The organism is Motilimonas cestriensis (assembly GCF_021295315.1).
GTDB classification, from domain to species: Bacteria; Pseudomonadota; Gammaproteobacteria; order Enterobacterales; family CBDFNC01; genus Motilimonas; species Motilimonas cestriensis.
Genome location: NZ_JAIMJA010000014.1, coordinates 23,721 through 46,441 on the forward strand (window position 1 = coordinate 23,721; position 22,721 = coordinate 46,441).

The 22,721-nt window shown below is 44.8% G+C and carries 21 protein-coding genes; 2 read left to right on the forward strand and 19 right to left on the reverse strand.

Annotation, left to right across the window (positions count from 1 at the left end; genetic code table 11):
* Positions 1 to 48: 48 nt before the first annotated feature.
* The 10 genes from K6Y31_RS13915 to glyA all read right to left on the reverse strand — a co-directional run bounded on the left by K6Y31_RS13915 (position 49) and on the right by glyA (position 8,787).
* Positions 49 to 1,329 carry a cation:proton antiporter gene (locus tag K6Y31_RS13915; RefSeq protein WP_233053567.1) on the reverse strand — a complete coding sequence of 427 codons (1,281 nt, stop codon included), beginning with the start codon at positions 1,327 to 1,329 and terminating at the stop codon, positions 49 to 51.
* 144 nt (positions 1,330 to 1,473) lie between these two features.
* Complete coding sequence (locus K6Y31_RS13920) at positions 1,474 to 1,968, reverse strand: phosphatidylglycerophosphatase A family protein (protein ID WP_427901903.1); 495 nt, start codon at positions 1,966 to 1,968, stop codon at positions 1,474 to 1,476.
* Positions 1,949 to 2,926, reverse strand: a complete 978-nt coding sequence (gene thiL, locus K6Y31_RS13925) for a thiamine-phosphate kinase (RefSeq protein ID WP_233053569.1) — start codon at positions 2,924 to 2,926, stop codon at positions 1,949 to 1,951. The genes K6Y31_RS13920 and thiL overlap by 20 nt, the downstream gene beginning before the upstream one ends.
* 59 nt (positions 2,927 to 2,985) lie before the next feature.
* Positions 2,986 to 3,411 (reverse strand): transcription antitermination factor NusB, encoded by a 426-nt coding sequence (nusB, locus tag K6Y31_RS13930; RefSeq protein ID WP_233053570.1) that lies wholly within the window; start codon positions 3,409 to 3,411, stop codon positions 2,986 to 2,988.
* Positions 3,412 to 3,422: 11 nt separating this feature from the next.
* Complete coding sequence (gene ribH, locus K6Y31_RS13935; RefSeq protein ID WP_232802204.1) at positions 3,423 to 3,890, reverse strand: 6,7-dimethyl-8-ribityllumazine synthase; 468 nt, start codon at positions 3,888 to 3,890, stop codon at positions 3,423 to 3,425.
* Positions 3,891 to 4,033: 143 nt separating this feature from the next.
* On the reverse strand, positions 4,034 to 5,143 hold the full coding sequence (ribBA, locus tag K6Y31_RS13940; RefSeq protein ID WP_233053571.1) for a bifunctional 3,4-dihydroxy-2-butanone-4-phosphate synthase/GTP cyclohydrolase II: 1,110 nt from the start codon (positions 5,141 to 5,143) through the stop codon (positions 4,034 to 4,036).
* A gap of 12 nt (positions 5,144 to 5,155) precedes the next feature.
* Entirely contained in the window at positions 5,156 to 5,815 is a 660-nt protein-coding gene (locus K6Y31_RS13945) for a riboflavin synthase (protein WP_233053572.1), read from the reverse strand.
* Between the two features lie 47 nt (positions 5,816 to 5,862).
* On the reverse strand, positions 5,863 to 6,990 hold the full coding sequence (ribD, locus tag K6Y31_RS13950; RefSeq protein WP_233053573.1) for a bifunctional diaminohydroxyphosphoribosylaminopyrimidine deaminase/5-amino-6-(5-phosphoribosylamino)uracil reductase RibD: 1,128 nt from the start codon (positions 6,988 to 6,990) through the stop codon (positions 5,863 to 5,865).
* Positions 6,962 to 7,411, reverse strand: coding sequence for a transcriptional regulator NrdR (gene nrdR, locus K6Y31_RS13955; protein WP_232802219.1), 450 nt, complete (start codon positions 7,409 to 7,411; stop codon positions 6,962 to 6,964). The genes ribD and nrdR overlap by 29 nt, the downstream gene beginning before the upstream one ends.
* Before the next feature lie 122 nt (positions 7,412 to 7,533).
* Positions 7,534 to 8,787, reverse strand: coding sequence for a serine hydroxymethyltransferase (gene glyA / locus K6Y31_RS13960; RefSeq protein ID WP_233053574.1), 1,254 nt, complete (start codon positions 8,785 to 8,787; stop codon positions 7,534 to 7,536).
* A 377-nt stretch (positions 8,788 to 9,164) separates the two neighbouring features.
* On the opposite strand from glyA, the gene K6Y31_RS13965 reads away from it, so the two are divergent.
* A complete protein-coding gene (locus tag K6Y31_RS13965; RefSeq protein ID WP_233053575.1) occupies positions 9,165 to 10,472 on the forward strand; it encodes a DASH family cryptochrome in 1,308 nt (435 codons plus the stop codon).
* Positions 10,473 to 10,536: 64 nt separating this feature from the next.
* On the opposite strand, the gene rraB is transcribed toward K6Y31_RS13965, so the two are convergent.
* From rraB to nudF, 9 genes are all read right to left on the reverse strand, one after another.
* Positions 10,537 to 10,902 carry a ribonuclease E inhibitor RraB gene (rraB, locus tag K6Y31_RS13970; protein WP_233053576.1) on the reverse strand — a complete coding sequence of 122 codons (366 nt, stop codon included), beginning with the start codon at positions 10,900 to 10,902 and terminating at the stop codon, positions 10,537 to 10,539.
* The gene (locus tag K6Y31_RS13975; RefSeq protein WP_233053577.1) at positions 10,899 to 11,648 is read right to left on the reverse strand and encodes a 1-acylglycerol-3-phosphate O-acyltransferase; all 750 of its coding nucleotides are present in this window, start codon (positions 11,646 to 11,648) and stop codon (positions 10,899 to 10,901) included. The genes rraB and K6Y31_RS13975 overlap by 4 nt, the downstream gene beginning before the upstream one ends.
* 27 nt (positions 11,649 to 11,675) lie before the next feature.
* Positions 11,676 to 13,973 carry a DNA topoisomerase IV subunit A gene (gene parC / locus K6Y31_RS13980; RefSeq protein ID WP_233053578.1) on the reverse strand — a complete coding sequence of 766 codons (2,298 nt, stop codon included), beginning with the start codon at positions 13,971 to 13,973 and terminating at the stop codon, positions 11,676 to 11,678.
* 46 nt (positions 13,974 to 14,019) lie between these two features.
* Positions 14,020 to 16,395, reverse strand: a complete 2,376-nt coding sequence (locus K6Y31_RS13985) for a putative bifunctional diguanylate cyclase/phosphodiesterase (RefSeq protein WP_233053579.1) — start codon at positions 16,393 to 16,395, stop codon at positions 14,020 to 14,022.
* Positions 16,396 to 16,722: 327 nt separating this feature from the next.
* Positions 16,723 to 18,621 carry a DNA topoisomerase IV subunit B gene (gene parE / locus K6Y31_RS13990; protein ID WP_233053580.1) on the reverse strand — a complete coding sequence of 633 codons (1,899 nt, stop codon included), beginning with the start codon at positions 18,619 to 18,621 and terminating at the stop codon, positions 16,723 to 16,725.
* Positions 18,622 to 18,631: 10 nt separating this feature from the next.
* On the reverse strand, positions 18,632 to 19,210 hold the full coding sequence (gene yqiA / locus K6Y31_RS13995) for an esterase YqiA (RefSeq protein WP_233053581.1): 579 nt from the start codon (positions 19,208 to 19,210) through the stop codon (positions 18,632 to 18,634).
* On the reverse strand, positions 19,210 to 20,037 hold the full coding sequence (gene cpdA, locus K6Y31_RS14000; RefSeq protein ID WP_233053582.1) for a 3',5'-cyclic-AMP phosphodiesterase: 828 nt from the start codon (positions 20,035 to 20,037) through the stop codon (positions 19,210 to 19,212). Before cpdA ends, yqiA begins: the two co-directional genes overlap by 1 nt.
* Positions 20,024 to 20,479 carry a DUF1249 domain-containing protein gene (locus tag K6Y31_RS14005; RefSeq protein WP_233053583.1) on the reverse strand — a complete coding sequence of 152 codons (456 nt, stop codon included), beginning with the start codon at positions 20,477 to 20,479 and terminating at the stop codon, positions 20,024 to 20,026. Before K6Y31_RS14005 ends, cpdA begins: the two co-directional genes overlap by 14 nt.
* The gene (gene nudF / locus K6Y31_RS14010) at positions 20,480 to 21,112 is read right to left on the reverse strand and encodes an ADP-ribose diphosphatase (protein WP_233053584.1); all 633 of its coding nucleotides are present in this window, start codon (positions 21,110 to 21,112) and stop codon (positions 20,480 to 20,482) included.
* A gap of 198 nt (positions 21,113 to 21,310) precedes the next feature.
* Between nudF and tolC the strand changes: the two genes are divergently transcribed.
* Positions 21,311 to 22,633 (forward strand): outer membrane channel protein TolC, encoded by a 1,323-nt coding sequence (tolC, locus tag K6Y31_RS14015; RefSeq protein ID WP_233053585.1) that lies wholly within the window; start codon positions 21,311 to 21,313, stop codon positions 22,631 to 22,633.
* Positions 22,634 to 22,721 lie beyond the last annotated feature (88 nt).

Genomic DNA, 22,721 nt, shown 5'->3' on the forward strand with positions numbered 1-22,721 from the left:
GCAGATTACATACCCTGTTGGATTTTCATCAATGTAGCCAAGTAATGATCACTCGGATGACTTCTCTAATCCCTTAGCCCGCTCAATCATCCCTGTGATAGTAGAGCCTTGAACTAAGATAGAAAACACCACCACCGAATAGGTCATTACCAAGATCAGCTCTCTAACATCAATACCTTTATCGGGTAACACCATCCCCCCCGCAGGGACTGCCATGGCCATGGCTAACGCAAGGCCGCCACGTAAACCACCCCAAGTTAGAATTTTTACCGATAGAGGGTTATAAGTGCGAAAGCGATTAAAGCCTAAGTAACAAAAACGCACACTTAAATAGCGCGCAATTAACACCAATGGGATGGCAAATGCCATTAAAATCCAATCCTCACCGTGGAAGGAGAAGGTCAGCATCGTTAAACCAATGAGCAGGAATAATACCCCGTTTAAAAACTCGTCAACTAGCTCCCAAAAATGGTCTAAGTGATCTTGGCTTTCCTTAGAAAAGCCGGTTTCACGGGTCCAATTACCAATGATAATGCCAACCACCACCATCGCCAGTGGGCCAGATACGTGCAACTGATCAGCAATCACATAGCCTGCCGTTGGAATACAGAATGTCAGCAGTAGCTCCATTGAGTGATCGTTCGTCGCACTGATCAGGTAGTGGAAAATTAAGCCAAGCACAAAACCGTAAGCTATGCCGCCTAATGCTTCTTGAGCAAACAAGGCCGCCACACTACTAACAGTTGGCACTTCACTACCAAACGCGATGGTAAATAAGGTCACAAAAATAACTAAGCCAAAGCCATCGTTAAAAAGTGATTCACCTTCAATTTGAGTTGAGATTCGTTGTGGCGCATTCATTTTCTTAACAATCGCCAGCACAGCAATCGGGTCCGTAGGTGAAATGAGCGCACCAAAGATTAAGCAATAAATGAAGTTAAGTGGAATGCCAATCGTCTGGCAGCCAAAATAAAGCACAATGCCAATAAAGAAGGTCGACAGCAAGGTCGCCAGAAGGGCTAACACGGTTATTTCCCACTTTTGATCTCGCATGTGAGATAGCTCAATACCTAAACCACCAGCAAAGAGTAAGAAACCTAAGATGCCTTTTAATAAAAAGCTTTCAAAATCAATATCTGTAATAACTTGTGCAGCAACATCTTCTAAGTGAAACCATCCACTTTGACCGGCGATCACAATAATTAATGACAGTAGAATAGAGCCCGCAGTGATCGCAATCGTAGTCTGCATTTTACCAATTTTATGGTTAACAAACGCAATCAGTATCGCTGCTAGCGCGAAGTAACATAAGGTATTATAAATAGGCATGCTCACCTTCAGGTGAATTAATGGTTAACAGGGTGTCAAAATATAAGGGGTGAGGCAGTTAAGATCTAGTAAATTTTGTGTTCAATTAAGTTAATACCATTGTCAACTAAATCACTGCCTAAAATAGAGGGGCTTTCCAAAACTTTATGCTAAATACACGGCCAATAGCTGCATACAGGCAAGCGCGGCAATACCCGCGAGGACGTCATCTAGCATAATACCAAGGCCACCATGTATGTGTTTATCAAGCCAGCTAATGGGCCAAGGTTTTAGCACGTCAAAGAAACGAAACAAAACAAAGCCAATAACTAACCAAACCCAGCCTGCAGGCGCTGCAAACATAGTGATCCAAAAACCAACAAATTCATCCCACACAATCGCTTTATGATCATGTACACCCATGTCACGACTGGTTTGATGACAACACCAAAAACCCAATAGCGTGGCCACCACCAACACACCAAGATAAAACGGCACGCTCAGCTGCGCTAATAGTAAGTAAAAAGGAATAGCGGCTAATGTGCCAAAGGTACCCGGCGCGGTTGGTGCTAGGCCACTTCCTAAACCAACCGCTAACAAGTGCAATGGATTACTCAGTTTCAAGCCACCCAAGTCAGTTCTATTTTTTATCACTAAAATGATCCCAACCAGCGAGTGGTAGCTGATAATGTTGATTGTCTAGTTTAAGCGTTAACTCAGGCTTGCCAGCCACTAAGCGTCCAATACAAGTAAGGGGCACGCCAGTGTTACTTGCTATTACTTCAATTTGGCTTCTTTGCTCTTCGGGCACAGTAAACAGTAATTCATAATCGTCTCCTCCCGCTAAACAAAGTCGACAAGCCTGCTCAAATGCAATGGCGTTGACGATATCTGCGTTAAGGGGCAACTGTTCCAAATGAATATCAGCGCCGCAATGGGAGGCTGCTAATATATGGCCTAAATCTTGTGCTAAGCCATCAGAAATATCAATACATGCTGAAGCAACACCACGCAATGCTGCACCGATCACCACCCGTGGAGTGGGTTGTTGTAAGCGATTAATACAATGCTGCTGAGTGTTTGCCGACAAACCACTCGCTGATAAGCCTTGTAGCAACTGCAGGCCTAATGACGCTTCACCGGGTTGACCTGAAACATAAATCCAATCCCCTGCTTTTGCTTGATGACGCGTCAGCGCTTTGCCTTGTGGCACGTGACCATGTACGGTAACGGTGATACTTAATGGCCCTTTCGTCGTGTCACCGCCGACTAACTGCATACCATAGTATTCCGCTAAAGCTAAAAACCCCTGCGCAAATTCACTTAGCCAAGCCTCGTTTAACTCAGGTAAGGTAATGGCTAAAGAAACCCAAGCAGGGGTCGCCCCCATTGCCGCTAAATCACTGATATTAACAGCTAATGCTTTGTGCCCTAAGGCTCGCGGATCAACGTCAGCAAAAAAATGCACGCCAGATACCAAGGTGTCCGTGCTCACCGCAAGTTGCGCCTTTGCCGGCATACTGAGTAAGGCACAATCGTCACCGATGCCAAGTATCACATCTTTACGCTGAGTGACTTGCTGAAAGAAATACTTATCGATTAAATCAAATTCGCTCATAGCTACCACATAAAAAAGCCAGCAAAATGCTGGCTGTTATTGAGCTGTTTGTGCTCAGCTTATTTGTCTGATTGACGCATTTTTTGACTAACAGCGTATTTGTCTAATACACCATTGACGTACTTATGGCTTTCATCAGTAGCAAAATCTTTAGCTAATTCAATCGCTTCGTTGATTACCACTTTATAAGGGATGTCGCTGCGCTTGGTTAATTCAAACATAGCTAAACGTAAAATGGCTTTGTCTACTTGGTCCATATCATTTAGCTTACGCGCTAAATAAGGTGCAAGGGTATGGTCAAGTTCATCACAGTGTTGTATTACACCCGTCACTAAGTCACGGAAGTAATCTAAATCTGTTTTGGCCAAGTCTTGATCAATTAAAAACTGGTCAATAATGTTGGCGACATTGGCTTGCGTCATCTGCCATTGATAAATAGCTTGTACAGCAAACTGGCGCGCACGGCGTCTTTCAGCGGGTTTCACAGGGCAATTCCTTAATCTAGCTGAGCTAAAACATTAACCATTTCTAACGCGCCTAAAGCAGCTTCACTGCCTTTGTTACCCGCCTTGGTACCAGCACGCTCAATGGCTTGTTCAATGGTGTCGGTTGTTAACACACCAAAAGCCACTGGCACATCGTAATCCATTGATACTTGTGCCAAACCTTTATTACATTCGCCAGCAACAAAATCAAAATGCGGCGTACCGCCACGGATCACGCAGCCTAATGCAATAATAGCATCGTATTTTTTACTTGCCGCTACGCGTTTAGTGGCCAGTGGCAATTCAACTGCACCCGGTACACGTACAACGGTGATGTTTTCATCTTTCACTTGACCTGAACGCTTTAGCGTATCCAGAGCGCCAGCTAGCAAGCTTTCATTAATAAAGCTATTAAAGCGAGAAATTACAATGGCAACCTTTGCATTTGGCGCCGCAATCACACCTTCAATCACATTCATTTCAGATCCTGTTTCTTAACTTATAAATCGGCGCGATTCTAGCATAGATCAAACGCAGATTTCAGACATAAAACGTCTACTCAATAAAAATAATCACCCAAGCCAACAGACTCAAGTGAAATCGGTATAGTTTATTGCTTAGTTTACTCGCTAATGTATTCCACCACTTCTAAACCAAAACCTGAAAGTGCATGGTATTTTTTCGGTGAGCTTAACAAGCGCATTTTGTTTACGCCCAAATCGGCTAAGATTTGCGAGCCTACACCGACGCGGCGACTGGCGCCTTGTGGTTTAGCAACTGCGCGCGTTTCACCGGCATCTTCTGCTTGGTAATGCTTCATACGCTCAATCAGCTGCGCCGAGCTTTCTTCGTTACCTAACACCACGAGTACGCCGCCTTCTTTGGCGATACGATCCATGGCTTTAGCCAGAGGCCAAGTTTGCGACGCTTGACGGTCTGACAATAACACATCCCCCATCACACTCTGTAAATGCACCCGAACCAGCGTTGGGTCGCTAGCATTAATATCACCCTTAACTAATGCAAAGTGGGCTTGATTGTCGATGGTGTCTTGGTAGGTCACTAAGTCAAACTCACCATATGCTGTCGGCAATTTACATTGCGCCACGCGCTCAATGGTGGTTTCGTTGTTATTGCGGTATTCAATTAAATCGGCAACCGTGCCTAATTTTAGGTCGTGCTTTTTAGCAAACACTTCTAAATCAGGACGACGCGCCATGGTGCCATCTTCATTTAAGATTTCAACGATCACGCCCGCGGGTGAAAAACCGGCTAACCGCGCTAAATCACAGCCTGCTTCAGTGTGACCGGCGCGGGTTAACACGCCACCATTTTGCGCTTTTAGCGGAAAAATATGACCTGGCATAACAATGTCATTTGCGCTGGCGTTGGGTGCGACGGCAGCTTGTACTGTGACCGCGCGATCAGCTGCGCTAATACCGGTTGTTACGCCCTCAGCCGCTTCAATCGACACTGTAAAATTAGTTGAAAATGCAGCGCTATTGTTATCAACCATTAATGGCAGCTTTAGTTGCGCACAGCGCTCTTCGGTCAAGGTTAAGCAGACTAAACCACGGCCATAGGTCGCCATAAAATTGATTGCTTCTGGGGTCACAGCATCAGCCGCCATGATCAAATCGCCTTCATTTTCACGGTCTTCATCATCCATTAAAATGACCATTTTACCGGCGCGAAGGTCTTCAATTATTTCTTCTATTGTATTAAGTGCCATGACGACTTTCCCTTATTTTAAGAAACCTGACTCTGCTAACAAACTCATGGTAACACCTGACGGTGCCTTTTCTGCGGCTTTATCGCCTAATAATAAACGCTCTAAATAACGTGCAATTAAGTCAACTTCAAGGTTCACTTGAGTGCCCGCTTTAAAATGGGTAATAGTAGTTTCACCGCTGGTATGAGGCACGATGGTTAGCTTAAACTCACAACCATTAACCTCATTTACTGTTAAGCTAATGCCATCAACGGTAATGGAGCCTTTGTGGGCAATATATTTAGCCGACTCGGGTGGGCAGCTTAACCAGAACTCTGTGGCACGGCCTAAGTCATGCCGAGAAATAACTGTCGCCACGCCATCAACATGACCGCTAACAATGTGGCCACCAAAGCGTGATTGCGGCATCATGGCTTTTTCTAGGTTCACCAAACTGCCTACTTTGGCATGGGCAAAGCTACTTAACTTAAGGGTTTCTACACTTAAATCAGCACTAAAGCTATTTGAACCAAGGGCGGTGACCGTTAAGCACACACCATTGGTAGCTATGCTGTCGCCCAATTGCACGTCAGATAAATCCAACTTGCCGGTATTGACCGTTAAACTAATGTCTTTTCCAGTTGGTTTAATCTTGCTGATGGTTCCCACTGCCGCCACGATTCCAGTAAACATGTTTCACCTGTCTTTCAATGATTGCCGCTTGTAGCGACACCTATTCGTTATTGTTTGGGTACGCAAATTAACCTTAAGTCTGGACCAATTAAATCAACTTGCTTAAGGCTTAACTCTGGCACTTGGCTCATTTGCGTATATTCGGGTAAGTCTACTAAACCTCGGCTACTTGAGCCCATTAGTTTCGGCGCTTGATACAAAATAAACTCATCAACGAGGTTTTCAGCCAATAACGCACCCGCTAGTGTCTGCCCAGCTTCGACCCAAACACTGTTAAATGATAGCGTGGCTAGCTTTAGCATCAATTCAGATAAACAAACATGGCCATTTTGCTCTGCAATCACAAGGGTCTTGGCTTGGGTATTTTTATGCTCGCTACTGGCCACCAGATAAGTATCCCCCGGCAAGCCAAATAGTTGATAGTGCTGATCAAGCTGCTGGCGATTATCAATGATCACCCGCGCCGGCTGGCGCAGCTGATCTTGACTAATTATCGAATGCAATGGGGTGAGCTCTGACCAACGCACATTCAATGAGGGATTATCCGCAATCACTGTGCCTGAGCCCGATAAAATCACATCGCTTTTGGCGCGAAACAACTGCACATCTGCGCGCGCTTCACTGCTGGTTATCCATTTACTTTGACCATTTTTTAACGCAGTGCGGCCATCTAAACTAGCGGCTAATTTTAGCCTTACAAAGGGGCGCCCGTGTTGGCGGCGAAACCATAAATCATGATTAAGCGCCTTTGCTTCTGATTCAAGTAGGCCGATTGCAACGGCAATATTGCCTTGTTCACATACGTTGCGCCATTCAGTTTGCTCAGGCTCAAGTAAACAAGCCAGCTGCAACTGTTTAATGCCTAACGTCACTAGGATTTGTGCTAGTTCATGACTGGGCTCAGAGGTTAAATAAACCGTATCGCAATCTTGTTCGGAGCGCAGCAAAGCTTGTGCTTGCTGGAAAATAGCACAGCGCTCTATTGAGGTTTTTCGGGCGCTGCTTGCGACCACGTTACCAGAGAGGGTAAACACCCCGGCAAAGTTAGCCGCAGGTGCTGTGGTATAAATGCCCGTCGCTGCAAGCTCAATGGCTTGCGCCATTAAACGGCGCTCTAAGGTCTGGTTAGAAGTGTCAGACAAAGTGTTATTTTTCCAGTTTGGCGATTTCTTCACCAAATTCTTTCACGTCTTTAAATGAGCGATACACAGAAGCAAAGCGTACATAAGCCACTTTATCTAAATTTTTCAACGCTTCCATGACTAGCTCACCAAGCATTTTTGATGGCACTTCTCGCTCACCTGTCGCGCGTAATTGCGACATTATTTGATTCACTGCTTTATCGACAGCTTCGGTAGAAACGGGACGTTTTTCTAATGCGCGATGCACGCCACCCATTAACTTATCTTCGTTAAACGGCTCGCGGCTGCCATCGGATTTAATGATCCTTGGCATCACCAACTCGGCTGATTCAAAGGTAGTAAAGCGCTCTTTACACTGATTACATTCGCGACGACGACGAACCTGATGACCATCAGACACCAAGCGGGAATCAATCACTTTGGTGTCTTGAACACCACAAAAAGGGCAATGCATCAAAAATCCCTAATAATCAGTAAGCAAACAGGCGTTCAGTTTACCACTTACTGCATAAAAAAAAAGGCTGCCCTTGGGGCAGCCTCTATTGCAGTCATAATGCGAAACTAATCTAGGATTAATTAAGCGTAAACAGGGTTCGCTTTACAAAGCGCAACCACTTTACCTTTAACCGCTTCAATAACCGACTCGTCATTGATGTTGTCTAGTACGTCACACATCCAACCCGCTAATGCTTTCGCGTCGTCAACTTTAACGCCACGACGTGTTAGTGCTGGTGTACCAATACGTAGACCAGATGTCACGAACGGTGAGCGAGGATCGTTTGGTACTGAGTTTTTGTTTACAGTGATGTTCGCGCGGCCTAGGGCTGCATCCGCATCTTTACCTGTGTATTCTTTGTCGATTAGGTCAACAAGGAATAAGTGGTTGTCAGTGCCGTCAGAAACAATTTTAAAACCACGTGCTTTAAATACTTCAACCATGGCTTTAGCGTTGTCTAGTACGCCTTGCTGGTAAGCTTTAAATTCTGGCTCCATCGCTTCTTTAAATGCAACCGCTTTTGCCGCGATAACGTGCATTAAAGGACCACCTTGACCGCCAGGGAATACTGCTGAGTTTAGTTTCTTCTCAATTTCTTCGTTAGCTTTAGCAAGGATAAGACCACCACGTGGACCTGCTAGTGTTTTATGCGTAGTCGTTGTGGTTACGTCAGCAATTTGCACTGGGTTAGGGTATAAACCCGCTGCCACTAGGCCGGCTACGTGTGCCATATCAACAAATAGGTAAGCACCTACTTTGTCTGCGATATCGCGAAAACGCTGCCAATCAACAATGCCTGAGTATGCAGAGAAACCAGCAACAACCATTTTTGGCTTATGTTCAACCGCTAAACGCTCGATTTCGTCGTAATCTAGTTTACCCGTTACTGGGTCAATGCCGTATTGAACTGCATTATAGATTTTGCCTGAAGAGCTTACTGATGCACCGTGAGTTAAGTGACCACCGTGTGCTAGGCTCATGCCTAAAATAGTGTCGCCTGGGTTAAGCAGCGCTTGGTAAACAGCAGAGTTTGCTTGAGAGCCAGCGTGTGGCTGTACGTTAGCGTAATCAGCACCAAATAGCTCTTTAGCACGGTCAATCGCTAATTGTTCAGCGATATCAACATATTCACAACCACCGTAGTAACGCTTGTAAGGATAACCTTCAGCGTATTTGTTAGTCAGTTGGCTGCCTTGCGCTTCCATTACACGTGGGCTGGTATAGTTTTCTGACGCGATTAGTTCGATGTGTTCTTCTTGACGAACCACTTCATTGGTCATGGATTCCCATAACTCTGGATCATAATCGGCTATGTTCATATCACGCTTAAGCATCCGTATCTCCTGACTAAATGCAAATTACAACTGAGTTGACAACGATGTTTACAACTGTGTTCAGTTTTGAAGTTGCGTATTTTACCTGCACTGGCTCACATTTCCCAGCCCCAAATGTTGAATAAATCTCATCGAGAAAATGAAACGAATTAATACGAGGCGAGTTGTTTACGAGATCAAGTGCCTCTCAGTAGTATTTACCCGTACTTTTAACCTTTACCCGCCTATATTTAACCTCTGTTTTGTTTACGCCTATCGCTGCTAGATAAAATATGTTTTACGCAAAACGTCGGGTTATCGTCTTTATTTATACTCTGATTGATCAAACAAACTAGGCTATGCGTATTCTGCAATTTAAATTTGTTCAAGGCCGCCCCATGACAACACGAGGTATTTACTTCTTTTCTAACGATCTTCGTTTACACGACAACACATTATTAGCGCAAGCGGCAGGTGAAGTAGATGAACTGATATGCCTCTATATCGACGATACACTGTTTCCATCAGCGCGATACCGACCAGAGCCATTGTCAACTAAGCGAAACTTATTCAAAGAAGCTAGTCTTGCCGCCTTAGAAAGTCAATTAGCCAACTTAGGCCAGATGTTATGGCGCTATCAGGCTAGCTCGCTGAAGCAGGTCTACGCCTTAATCAGCCACCTTGAAATTAACCTTGCCTATGTCAGTAAACAGGTGGGATGGTTTGAACAACAAGTATTCCATCAAATTGCAACCAACGCGCCGCAGCTAAATTGGCAAGTCGGTAATAATCATACGCTGTGGAGTGAGGCAGAGCTGCCCTTTAAACTGTCAGAGCTGCCCGGTAGCTTTACCGGGTTTCGTAAAAAAGTTGAATCTCTTGCTACAAAAGCCCCACTAATTAAACCAAGCAGCCTACCTAGACCGATGCATTTTCAATCGGATAAATTCAGTTTAAGCCGGCAAAACCAAGTTAGTCTGGGCAATGAATCTTTTAACGGTGGCGAACAGGCAGGGTTAACACATCTTGCGCAATACTTTGATTCTAATGCTCCTTCTTATTACAAAACCGTCAGAAACGAGCTCGATGGCTGGGAAAGTTCAACCAAGTTTTCACCTTGGCTGGCTAATGGCTGTTTGTCTGCCAAGCAAATATTAACCGAGCTCAACACTTTTGAACGCCACCATGGCGCCAATGAATCGACCTATTGGATCTACTTCGAGCTGCTATGGCGTGAATATTTTCAGTGGTATGGGCATCGCCATCAGCAGCAATTATTTACCTTCACTGGCATTAAAAAGCAGTCGCCTTTAACCAGCTTTTATCCTGAGCGTTTTGCCAAGTGGTGCCAGGGGCAAACGCCCTACCCACTCGTGAATGCTTGTATGAAGCAGCTTAATCAAACAGGTTATATGTCTAACCGAGGCCGTCAAATTGTTGCCAGCTGTTTGGTGAATGAATTGCAAATCGACTGGCGCTATGGCGCACGCTATTTTGAACAACAGTTAATTGATTATGACGTAGCCAGTAACTGGGGCAATTGGCAATATTTAGCGGGTGTCGGCGCCGATCCGCGAGGGCAAAGACATTTCGATTTAACCAAACAAACTCAGCTGTTTGATCCGCAAGGAAAATTTATTGAAAAATGGCAAGGTCAATGTGATTTAGCCCTCGATAGCGTCGATGCCGCAGACTGGCCTTGTTAGGCAGCAATAAAAAAGCCACGTCGATGCGTGGCTTATAAATTGTTAGCTTAGCGGGCTAACGAACCTACTCTTCGTCACCTTCGAAGTAAGTGCCCCAACCATCGTAAGTGACGTCAAACGACTCACAAATCGCTAAAATTGCGCTGACGTCTTCCATGATTGCTTCTGGTGACAGCTCCATTTCCACTATCACGTCAAAGCTGAAAATAGTTTCGCCATCTTCGGTTTCAACTTCTTCAGGGTCGGTCACTTCGTAGCCTTTCTTAAAACAGGCGATAGCCACTTTTTCCAGCACATCGAAATCAGTTGATGCAACATGGTGCTCAATCATATATTCCGCATCAGGATCACTGCCATCTTCTAGCAGGTTATTGATGGTTTCGAGGCTTTCTAATTCAAACTCTTTTAATAACTCTTCAAAACTGCTCATGCGAGATCCCTTTTGATTGCGCCGTCACCATGACGGTGAGCTTCGGCGCTGATTTCTTGATATTTTTCTTCCATGCGCTGCTGACACAGTGCCATCAACTCACGGACATTGTCTTTGTTGTAGCCTGAGGTATCGATGGGCTCAAGCATTTCAACAATCACTTCACCGTTATTCCAGCGGTTCCACTTTACCTGATCATGGGTGTCTGACACTACTGTAGGTACAATCGGCACCCCGGCTTGAATGGCGGTATGGAACGCGCCCGTTTTAAACTTCATTAAGCCACGGCCACGGCTACGGGTGCCTTCAGGAAACATCATTACCGATAAATGGCCCTGTTTAATTTTGTTGGCCACAGTGTTAATGGTATTAACGGCGCGACCACGGTTATCCCGATCTAATAAAATATTCCCCGTTAGCCAGTATAGTGGGCCAAAGAACGGGATCCAAACTAAGCTCTTTTTACCAATCGACACCACATTAGGCAGCACCGCCGCAGTGAGTGTTACCATATCATAGTTGTTTTGATGATTAGCAATATGCACTGCAGGGCCAATTTTTTCGGCATTTTCTGGCATGCGCACAACGAGGTTAATCCCCATAAAGCGAGATGACTTAGCGAGTAAGTTTGCAATACGATAACAATTCTTCGGGTTGCGCGGTCGCAATAACGACCACAGCGAGCCAAAAACTGACACTAAGATAAAAAAGAGGCTTAAAAAAATACCTCTTAAGATTAATAACATAAATACCTCAATAACCTATTAATTTCTTTATTCATTGGTCGATGTGGCAGCGTCATCTGCGGCAACATCAGCAATGGCTTCAATCACAATACTGTCTACGCGCTGTAAACCACGTGGTAACTTGTTACCGCGACGCCCTCTTTCACCTGCATAATGCTCAAGATCGTTTGGTTTTAAGGTTAACTTACGTTTACCTGCAAACATGGTCACATTAGCCCCTTGCGGCACAATCGCAATCTGAGTGACAAATTCTTCTCTTGATAATACGCGAGCACTTGGAATACTAATGATCTTATTGCCCTTACCTTTACTTAGTTGCGGCAAGCTACTCACAGGAAAAAGCAACATGCGACCTTCATTGGTAATGGCTAAACAACTGTCACTGGTTAAATCATTAACCGGATGCGGCACCATCACTTGCGCCCCTTTAGGCAAGTTAAGCAGTGCCTTACCATTTTTATTGCGGCTGACCATATCACTAAACTGACCGACAAAACCATAGCCAGCGTCCGAGCAAATCAGATAATGAGCCTCATCATTAGCCATTAAGGTACTGACAAAATGTGCCCCCGGATTTAAATTAAAACGCCCTGTTAGCGGCTCACCTTGAGAGCGCGCCGACGGCAGCGTATGCGGCTCTAGAGCAAACGCCCTACCCTCACTGTCGAGGAAAACACAAGGTTGATTACTGCGCCCTTTAGCCTCTGCTAAAAACTCATCCCCCGCTTTATAACTTAAACCATTGGCGTCAACATCATGACCTTTAGCGCAGCGCACCCAGCCTTTTTCTGATAATACAACGGTCACCGCTTCACTTGGCATTAACTCTTTTTCAGACAGGGCTTTCGCCTCTTGACGCTCAATAATCGGTGAGCGTCGGTCGTCGCCGTAAGTTTTTGCGTCTGCGAGTAGCTCTTTTTTCAGTAGCGTTGACATGCGACGATCTGAGCTTAACGTGAGCTCCAGTTTTTCTCGCTCAATATTAAGTTCGTCTTGCTCGCCACGGATCTTAATTTCTTCCAGCTTGGCTAACTGACGTAATTTTATCTCTAAGATCGATTCCGCTTGGGTTGGCGACAAACTAAAGCGGCGAATAAGCTCGGCTTTTGGATCATCAAAGTTACGGATGATCTCTATCACTTCATCAATATTCAGGTAAGCAATCAACAAACCATCGAGAATGTGTAAGCGCGCTAAAATTTTGTCTAAGCGATGTTGCAGGCGACGACGCACCACTTCACGGCGATAAACCAGCCACTCACTTAATATCTGGCGCAGTCCCTTCACTTGTGGGCGGTTATCTAGGCCCAGCATGTTTAAGTTAACGCGGTAATTTTTTTCTAAATCTGTTGATGCAAAAAGGTGTTGCATCAGTTGCTCAACATCAACACGATTTGAGCGCGGAATAATCACTAAACGCGTAGGGTTTTCATGATCCGATTCATCGCGTAAATCCGCGACCATCGGCAGCTTTTTCGCCTGCATTTGCCCGGCGATCTGCTCTAACACTTTGCCACCGGAACACTGGTGCGGCAATGACGTGATAACGATTTCACCATGCTCATAACTGTAAACCGCGCGCATTTTAATGCTGCCACGACCGGTTTCATAGATTTTTTGAATATCACGAGTAGGCGTAATGATTTCCGCTTCGGTCGGATAATCTGGCCCTTTAACATGGGTCATCAGCTCGTTGATATCGGCTTTTGGGTTCTCCAATAACACACAACAAGCTTGAGTTAACTCTCGCACATTATGAGGCGGAATATCAGTCGCCATCCCCACCGCAATACCAGTAATGCCGTTAAGTAAGATATGCGGTAAGCGCGCAGGTAGTACCTTTGGCTCTTTCATGGTGCCATCAAAGTTAGGCGACCAATCACAAGTACCCGAACCTAGCTCAGACAGCAGTACTTCCGAAAACTTAGACAGTTTCGCTTCGGTATAACGCATTGCCGCAAACGATTTCGGATCGTCCGGTGCACCCCAGTTACCTTGGCCATCAACTAATGGGTAACGGTACGAAAATGGCTGCGCCATCAATACCATGGCTTCGTAACAAGCGCTGTCACCATGAGGATGATATTTACCTAATACGTCACCCACGGTACGAGCTGATTTTTTATATTTTGCATTGGCCGACAAGCCCAATTCGCTCATGGCGTAAATAATACGTCGCTGTACGGGCTTTAAACCATCACCGATATGAGGCAAGGCGCGGTCCATAATGACGTACATGGAATAGTTTAGGTAGGCTTGTTCGGTGAACTGCCGCAACGGCAGTTGCTCGACGCCATCTAAACTCATGTCAACGGCATCAGTCATATTGAATTCCTTAAGATAATTGCTACTGCGTGATCATGATGGCAGGCTAATTGACTTGCTCAGGCCAAGCCATGTCAGGGGGCATAGGCTTGCCGATATAATACCCTTGGGAATAATCCACTCCGAAGGAAACCATCATGTCGTGAATTTCTTTATTTTCTACAAACTCGGCAACCGTTTTATGGCCAAAGTTGTGAGCAATGTTAATCAAGGCTTTGATAAACACTTGATCATCAGGTCGCTTCGGACAATCTTTGACAAACGAGCCATCAATTTTAATGTAATCCAGAGGCAGGGATTTTAACGAATGAAACGAAGAATAACCAACCCCAAAATCATCAAGGGCAATTTCACATCCCAATCCCTTAAGAACATTAATATGTTCAACAGCTTGCACTAGGTTAGACAGCGCCGCTGTTTCGGTTATTTCAAAAATAATTTGGCTACCTTGCACACCACGGCTTTGCATTGCCTGCTTTATCTGGGCTATGACCGCCTCATCACTGAATGATTTCGCCGATAAGTTAATAGCTAACCGCTGTTCGATACCTCGCTCTTGGTTGATCATAAGCTGATCCAAAGCCGCATTAATTACCCATAGATCCAACTGGGAAATATAGCCATTTTTTTCTGCCGCGAGAATCAACTGATAAGGTGAGCGTAATATGCCTTCTTCATCACGTACCCTTAGTAGCACTTCCCAGTGACGAATTTCGTCGCGTTGGTTATCAAATAGCGGCTGAAAATAAAGGGTAAGCAGCTGCTCTTCGATGGCGCGCTGCGCTTTCGCCAGCCAGTACCAATCGTTATTGATTTTAGTACCGACATTTTCACTGTGGTAAATCGCTAAACGGTTTTTGCCAAGATCTTTAGCTTGATACATAGCGATATCTGCTTTGGATAACAGCTCTGAAATATCGGTGCCATGCTCAGGAGAAGCCACAATACCAATACTGGCCGACGCTTTGTGAATTTCTTTGCGCCCAGCCACGCATACTTCGCCAATTAACTGCAAAATACGCTGGCCGACAACTTCTGCCGCCGCCAAGTCGATGTCATTTAAAAATACCGCAAACTCATCGCCACTGACTCGAGCCAGTAACACGTTACTGGGCAGTAAGCGCTCTAAAGTGGTCGATACCTGAGTTAACATGGTATCGCCCGCTTTATGGCCACTAATGTCGTTAACGTACTTAAAGTTGTCTAAGTCCATAAACAGCAGGCAGCCATTGGCATTGTTACTTAAACGCTTGGCTATTTCGGTATTAAACATGCGCCGGTTTGGCAGTTCAGTGAGGGGATCGTGATTAACCAACCATTCTAATTCATTGGCACGTTGAGTGAGCTGACTTTCTAAGGTTTCCAATTGATGGGATAACGAAATACTGGCATCACCTAACTCATCCGACTCATCCGCAAATTGCTCTTGTTTACCTTGTTCTTCAACAATATGGCGAAAATCATGATGGCGAGAAGTCGCCAATAAAGGCAAGGATTGAATAACGGTGCGGATCCGCTTTAGCGGCTTACGCAACAGATAAAGTAGTAAAGCGATAGCCAGAACCAACGCACCGAAGCCATAAATAATGTTGTTGTAAGTGGCACTGCGTAATAAGTTAGCTAGCTCATTAATATCATTAACGATAAGTAAATAGGCTTGACCGGGCAGGTTAGTATTCTCGATAGGGTAACCACGAAATTCGTAGGTTCTACCATTAATATTAACGTCTCCCTTCCCTTGCAAAATATCAGGCACATTTAAATGGGGGGTAAGCTGGTTGAAATCAAAATTGCGGATACGACGGCTGAACACTAAATTCAGACCTTGGTTAGCCTTTTCTTCCAATAATATTTGAAAGCTGCGCACATCTGATTTAGAAATAGGCGTCATTTGGTGATAAGGAAAAACAAAGATGAGGCTTTCACCAAAACCAAATTGAGTTTCACTGCGCACCAGTAACTGACAAGAGTTACGGCAATAAACGAACCAGTTATCGCCTCCATCTACTTGCGCCTGTGCGATCCAATCTCGGGTTTTTCGATCCAGTAGCATCTCATTTGAGCTTGCCGTTACTTGGCCTTCAATATCTACTAACAGCAATGCCGATACCGGCAGTGACTTGCGCCCACTAACTTCTTTCACTATTTCTTTTAATTCAATATTATTAGCCAGTCGCACCGCTCGTAAACGGTTACTGGCCTTTATTTGGTTGGCAACTGAATCGACTCGGCTATACAGCTCTTCGTAGTAAGTAGAAATTTGATGCTGCTGGTAGCTGAAAACAACACGACGCTCCAACTGAAAGAAATTAGTCAAGTTAGTTAAATTAAGGTAGGTGTAGCCGCTGAAAATAAGCAATAACAGTAAAAAGGTCACCCCCATTACTTTACTGCCCAAGCCTAAGCTATAGCTTTTCTTCAAAACCAATCCCTATTAAGCATATAAATGTTTCGCCTGAAATGAGCAACAAGAATCATGACATCCAATGTCATAACAAAAATACGCAGGCAAACAAGTTGAATGAATTCAGACCATAGAAAAATTCTAGCTACATCAACACGCTTTGCATAGCTACAAAATCACAGAATTTGGCATAATGACAAAGATAATATGATGTGATTGATTATTTTGTATTTGTTTTGAGCAAATTATTTTATTAGTGATATTTTTATCGATATAAACTAAGCAGAAGGGAGTAAAAGGGAAAGTATCCCCTTTTACTATTTAGGCGATAACAAGACAAAAATGCTAATCCTCAAAAATAGCAGAAGCCATATCACCTTTCGTTTCAAGCCAGTCGCGGCGATCAGCGGAGCGCTTTTTGGCCAGCAGCATGTCCATTAATTGCATGGTTGCTTCCGCGTCATCAACCGTTAATTGCACCAAACGACGTGTGTTAGGATCCATGGTCGTTTCGCGCAGTTGCAACGGGTTCATTTCACCCAAACCTTTAAAGCGTTGCACATTTACCTTGCCACGTTTTTTCTCGGCTTCAATGCGATCTAAAATACCATTTTTTTCATCTTCATCTAAGGCGTAATAAACCTCTTTACCAACATCAATTCTATAAAGCGGCGGCATAGCAACATAAACGTGTCCCGCATTAACAAGAGCGCGAAAATGACGCACAAATAAAGCGCACAATAATGTCGCAATATGAAGGCCGTCGGAGTCAGCATCGGCCAAAATACATATTTTGCCATAGCGTAGCCCAGATAAATCATCAGAATCAGGATCAAGACCTATCGCCACAGAAATATCATGCACTTCTTGAGATGCCAGCACTTGGCCAGCTTCCACTTCCCACGTATTAAGAATTTTACCACGTAGCGGCATGATGGCTTGAATTTCACGATCTCTCGCTTGTTTAGCACTGCCGCCAGCCGAATCACCCTCGACTAAAAATAACTCACCTCGCATCGGGTCTTGGCTTGAACAATCAGTAAGCTTACCCGGTAATGCTGGCCCTTGTGTCACCTTTTTACGCGCGACTTTTTTACTTTGACGTAAACGGCGCTGCGCATTGTTAATACATACTTCCGCTAATTGCTCAGCCACATCGGTGTTACTGTTTAGCCACAAACTAAACGCATCTTTCACCACTCCAGAGACGAATGCCGCGCATTGGCGTGACGATAAACGCTCTTTAGTTTGACCAGCAAATTGTGGGTCTTGAACTTTAACAGACAAAATATAGGCACAGCGGTCCCAAATATCATCTGCCGTCAACTTGACGCCCCGTGGCACTAAATTTCTAAACTCGCAAAATTCACGCATCGCTTCTAACAAGCCTTGGCGCAAACCATTAACATGGGTACCGCCTTGCGCTGTCGGGATTAAGTTGACATAGCTTTCTGTGATCAGGTCGCCGCCCTCAGGCAACCAACACAAGGCCCAATCAGCAGCCTCATTATTGGCCGAGAAAACACCAACAAATGGTTTTTCAGGCAAGCTAGGCCAGTCTTTTACCGCTTCTATTAAGTAATCAGTTAAGCCGTCATGATAACACCACTCATGCTCGTCTTGGTTAACTTTATCTTTAAACTTAATACTTAAACCTGGGCATAAAACGGCTTTAGCTTTTAAGTTATGGCGCAAACGCGAAACCGAAAATTTGCCAGAATCAAAGTAACTCACGTCAGGCCAAAAATGCACACTGGTACCCGTATTGCGTTTACCGCAAGTGCCGGTAATGGTTAGCTCTTCAACTTTATTACCGTTCTCAAAGGCGATTTCATACACTTGGCCGTCGCGGCGAATAGCCACTTCAACTCGCTTTGACAAAGCGTTAACCACTGAAATACCAACCCCATGTAAGCCGCCCGAGAATTGGTAGTTTTTACCCGAGAATTTACCACCAGCATGGAGCTTACAAAATATCAGCTCCACCCCTGAAATACCCTCTTCGGGGTGAATGTCCACCGGCATACCACGACCATCATCGATGACTTCTAATGAATGATCGTCATGTAATATCACCGTAATACTACTAGCATGGCCCGCCAAGGCTTCATCGACACTGTTATCGATGACCTCTTGGCCTAAATGGTTCGGTCGTTGGGTGTCGGTATACATACCGGGACGACGGCGTACGGGCTCAAGGCCATTTAATACTTCTATGGCATCGGAGTTATACTGATTACTCATTGAATTTCCGTTACAAATCTAAAAATCGAAGGACAGGGCCTAGATAGCGATCAAAACCAATAAAAGAATGGTCCCCGCCTTGCTCTATGGTTGTTTTACTTAATTGATGTTTGTGCACTGCTTGCTGATAATCGAGTATCTCATCTCCCATCTGCGTTAGCAGCCAAAGTCGCTCAGGGTGCTCTACGGGATCAACATCAAGGGACTTAAGGTCTGCCATGTGCTCAATAGTCAGAGTATAAACTTGTTCGGTGTACGGATGGGTATTTTCACCTAAATAATCCACTAATAATTCATATGGCCGCACCGCAGGGTTAATGAGTACCGCATTAGCGCCAAACTCAGCGTTCGCTTTTGTGGCTAAATAACCGCCCAACGAGCTACCAATAAAGCCCAGCTTGTGGCCCGGATAGCGCGCGACAATGGATTCAATCAGCGCCCACGCTTGAAGTGGTAAACAAGGCATTTGTGGGCATTCAAAAATAATGTCCGGTCGTTGCTGCGCAACATATTGCTGCATCTGCTGTACTTTCAGCGACAATGGTGAGCTATGAAACCCATGAATATAGATAAGTACTGGCGCAAGCATTAGTAGCCTGTGGCGTCGGCATCGCCCGAATAAAAAGCGCCATTTAAACGGTGTACCTGGGTGTCAATTTTGCCACTTGGTAATAAAGCCAGATAGCGCCAACCAGGCCCTTTTTTATCTAAAGCAAACTCATCGGACTGCGGCTTAAACTGAATACAAGTTGAAGGTGTGGCCAACAGACGCAACTGGTCGTATTGCTGGTCCATCTCTTGATGGATATGGCCGCAAAGCAGTCCTTTTACTTGTTGATATTGACCCAGTAGATCAAATAGTTCATCGGCATTTTTCAAATCATGTTGATCGAGCCAAGCACATCCAGCAGGGATGGCATGATGATGTAATAAAACTAACGCATATTTATCTGGATATTCGTCCAAGGCCGCCTTTAACATTTCCAATTGCGCGGTGCTTAACTGCCCATGTGGCACCCCCATTACTTGAGTGTCCAGCAATATCACCTGCCAATACTCAGAGACTAACTGCTTAGCGGCAGCGATCCCCGCTTGTTCAAACGCCGCATTCATCGCGGGCTGAAAGTCATGATTACCCGGCAACCAAAAGCAAGGCTCTGTGAGGTTTTGCATCTGCTCAGCAAACAGCGCATAAGATTCTGCACTGTGGTCTTGAGAGATATCTCCCGTTGCTAATACCGCCTGTATCGGTCTTTTTTGCGCAGCCACTTCCCCCATCACAGCCAAAAAGCTGTCACGGGTATTCACGCCTAATAACTCGCCTTCGGGCTTCCCAAAAAGGTGGGTATCAGTAATTTGTAAAAAAGTTAATACCCCATCGGCATCAACGTCTAACTGGGTTTTATTTTGAGTCATTAGCTTTGAATATTTGTTGACGGCAATAGCCATGTTCAATACAAAACTTCAACCAATCTGCCAAAAACAAATTCACTTGAAGCTTTTCATCCTTGTGGTGCATTTTATCATTCGGATAATCATATTTCGGCTGTAAATGAAAAATATGCTGACTGGCACACACTTCAGCGAGTTTTGCATCGTGATAAAGTCGAACTCGGATGATCGGGGTCATAAAATCAGGTTGATTTTCACATAACTGACGCACCCTTAACAAGCTGGTGTATGGGCTTTGTTCTAAAACATCGATCTGATAGTCAATATTTTGCCCCGCAGAGAAGGAATAACATTGGCGGCGCGCAAAACTAGCCGGCAATAATTTAATTAATTGCAGGTAATTGGTTTCACATAAGCGCATAAAACGTGATAAATCAGGCGCGTATTTCTTAACCACTATGCCCACTCACGACCCCCATTCTGCTGTTACTTGCTCAATGTTAAGTGCTAACCACTGCAACGCTATCACAGTTGCGGCATTATTTATAACGCCTTGTTGTAACAGCTTCATCGCATCGCGGCGTGATATCACTTGCACGCGGATATCCTCGCCCTCATCCTCTAAGCCATGTAAGCCGCCGGCTTGGCTTGAATCCACTTCTGCCAAAAATAAGTCTAACTTCTCTGTTGAGCCACCGGGGCTGGCTAAATAACTGAGCATACGCATCATTTTCCCAGGCGTCACTCCCGCTTCTTCCACCGCTTCACGACGCACCACCTCATCAGCTGCTTCACCGGGTTCGATAATTCCCGCTACCATTTCTAATAACCAAGGGTTGTCACAGGTTTCCAATGCGCCAAAACGAAACTGCTCTACCAGTACTAACGTATCACGAGGTAAGTCATAAAGCAGAACCGCGGCGGCATGACCGCGCTCAAAAACTTCCCGCTCTATTTCAGCGCTCCAGCCACCCGCAAATAAACGATGCTTAAAGCGATAGCTATTAGCCTTAAAAAATCCCTTGTAAAGGCTTTTTTGGCTAAGAATCTCCACGTCATTACGATCGAATGTACTTTTTTTCTGATTATTATCACTCATGATTTACTTAATCCCGAAAAGCTTGATATTGTTAACAATAAATTCTTACATAACGCCCAAAGCGATACGCTATTATAATGCTTTAAATTAAGCATCAATGATAAGTCACTGGTTACGCCTTACTAGCTAATCATAGCGCTTAGCAAAGCGTCGCTCTTGGCTACTTAATTATCTCAGATATAAATAGGAAAAGTTGAAATGAAACGAACTTTGCTCAGTATCGCTACTTTAGTAGGCTTGTCTAGCCTAAGTAGTCTAGCCCTTGCCGACGACATTCAACAGATTTACCAACAAGCTAAAACCAAAGATCCTTTAATCTTGCAAGCACTGGCTAACCGCGATTCCGCCTTTGAGAAAATTAACGAAAGCCGTGCCAGTTTATTACCACAAATCGGCTTAGGCCTTAACGCAAGTTATACAGTAACCAACAAAAACAACGCCGGTACCAAAAGTGACTTAGGTGGTCAAGTTCAATTAAGCCAAGCGCTTTATCGCGAAGATTACTGGACCTCGTTAACATTAACCGAAAAAGCAGCGACTCAAGCCGATGCCATTTACGGTAGCCAAGCACAGCAACTAATTCTACGTACCTCAAAAGCCTATTTTGATGTACTGCGCGCAAAAGACGCCTTATCTGCCGTTGAAGCTAACAAGCGCGCTGTTGCTCGTCAACTCGAACAAACTAAGCAACGTTTTGAAGTGGGCCTAACCGCGATAACCGACGTACATGAAGCGCAAGCTGAACATGACCGCACTTTAGCCAATGAAATTCAAGCCCGTAATGCTCTTACCAACAGCTACGAAGCGCTGCGCGAACTAACAGGTGTTGAAGTACGTGAAATCGACGAACTGAATATCGACCGTTTTAGTCCAATTATGCCAGAAGGCAATTCAGCGCTTTGGTTAACCAAAGCAGAAAATGAAAACTTACAGCTTCATACTCAGCGCATTGCCAAAGACATCGCGAAAACACAAATTGAGTTAGCCGAAACAGGCAATTCGCCAACAGTTGATTTTGTTGCTGGCGTGGGCGTAAACAACTCAAACTACAAAAACAACAATCCAAGTGACGGCACATTAAGTAACGGCAACGTGGGCGTCAACTTTAGCATGCCACTATACACAGGTGGTGCTGTTTCATCACGAGCAAAACAAGCGCAATTTAGCTATGTTGCTGCCAGTGAAGAATTAGAGCGCATTTACCGAAACGTTCAAACTGAAATTCGCAGCAACTACAACAACGTGGGCGCAGCAATCAGCACAATTAAAGCGTATGAGCAAACCGTAGTTTCTTCAGAAAGTGCGCTAAAAGCAACGGAAGCCGGTTTTGAAGTAGGTACACGTACCATAGTGGATGTACTCGACGCAACGCGTAAGCTCTATCAGTCAAAAGAGTTACTATCAAACGCACGTTACGATTACATTCTGAGCATGCTTAATCTTAAATTTGCGGCGGGTGATTTAACTGAAATAGATATCGCGACCATCAATGCTGGCTTGCAGCCACCAACAAGCAAATAATTTAGCCAAACATAAAAACCCGCCGCGGCGGGTTTTTATTTATATAGCTTCAATGACCGAATATCACCTACTTTTAGCCGCTTTCATT

Bases quoted from the DNA above. Each gene is read 5' to 3' on its own strand.
- glyA (WP_233053574.1), bottom strand. From the start codon at position 8,787: ATGCTTAAGCGTGATATGAACATAGCCGATTATGATCCAGAGTTATGG.
- cpdA (WP_233053582.1), bottom strand. From the start codon at position 20,037: ATGACTCAAAATAAAACCCAGTTAGACGTTGATGCCGATGGGGTATTA.
- nrdR (WP_232802219.1), bottom strand. From the start codon at position 7,411: ATGCATTGCCCTTTTTGTGGTGTTCAAGACACCAAAGTGATTGATTCC.
- yqiA (WP_233053581.1), bottom strand. From the start codon at position 19,210: ATGCTTGCGCCAGTACTTATCTATATTCATGGGTTTCATAGCTCACCA.
- parC (WP_233053578.1), bottom strand. From the start codon at position 13,973: ATGACTGATGCCGTTGACATGAGTTTAGATGGCGTCGAGCAACTGCCG.
- rraB (WP_233053576.1), bottom strand. From the start codon at position 10,902: ATGAGCAGTTTTGAAGAGTTATTAAAAGAGTTTGAATTAGAAAGCCTC.
- thiL (WP_233053569.1), bottom strand. From the start codon at position 2,926: ATGAGCGAATTTGATTTAATCGATAAGTATTTCTTTCAGCAAGTCACT.
- K6Y31_RS13975 (WP_233053577.1), bottom strand. From the start codon at position 11,648: ATGTTATTAATCTTAAGAGGTATTTTTTTAAGCCTCTTTTTTATCTTA.
- nudF (WP_233053584.1), bottom strand. From the start codon at position 21,112: ATGAGTGATAATAATCAGAAAAAAAGTACATTCGATCGTAATGACGTG.
- K6Y31_RS13945 (WP_233053572.1), bottom strand. From the start codon at position 5,815: ATGTTTACTGGAATCGTGGCGGCAGTGGGAACCATCAGCAAGATTAAA.
- parE (WP_233053580.1), bottom strand. From the start codon at position 18,621: ATGAGTAATCAGTATAACTCCGATGCCATAGAAGTATTAAATGGCCTT.
- K6Y31_RS13965 (WP_233053575.1), top strand. From the start codon at position 9,165: ATGACAACACGAGGTATTTACTTCTTTTCTAACGATCTTCGTTTACAC.
- tolC (WP_233053585.1), top strand. From the start codon at position 21,311: ATGAAACGAACTTTGCTCAGTATCGCTACTTTAGTAGGCTTGTCTAGC.
- ribH (WP_232802204.1), bottom strand. From the start codon at position 3,890: ATGAATGTGATTGAAGGTGTGATTGCGGCGCCAAATGCAAAGGTTGCC.
- ribBA (WP_233053571.1), bottom strand. From the start codon at position 5,143: ATGGCACTTAATACAATAGAAGAAATAATTGAAGACCTTCGCGCCGGT.
- K6Y31_RS13915 (WP_233053567.1), bottom strand. From the start codon at position 1,329: ATGCCTATTTATAATACCTTATGTTACTTCGCGCTAGCAGCGATACTG.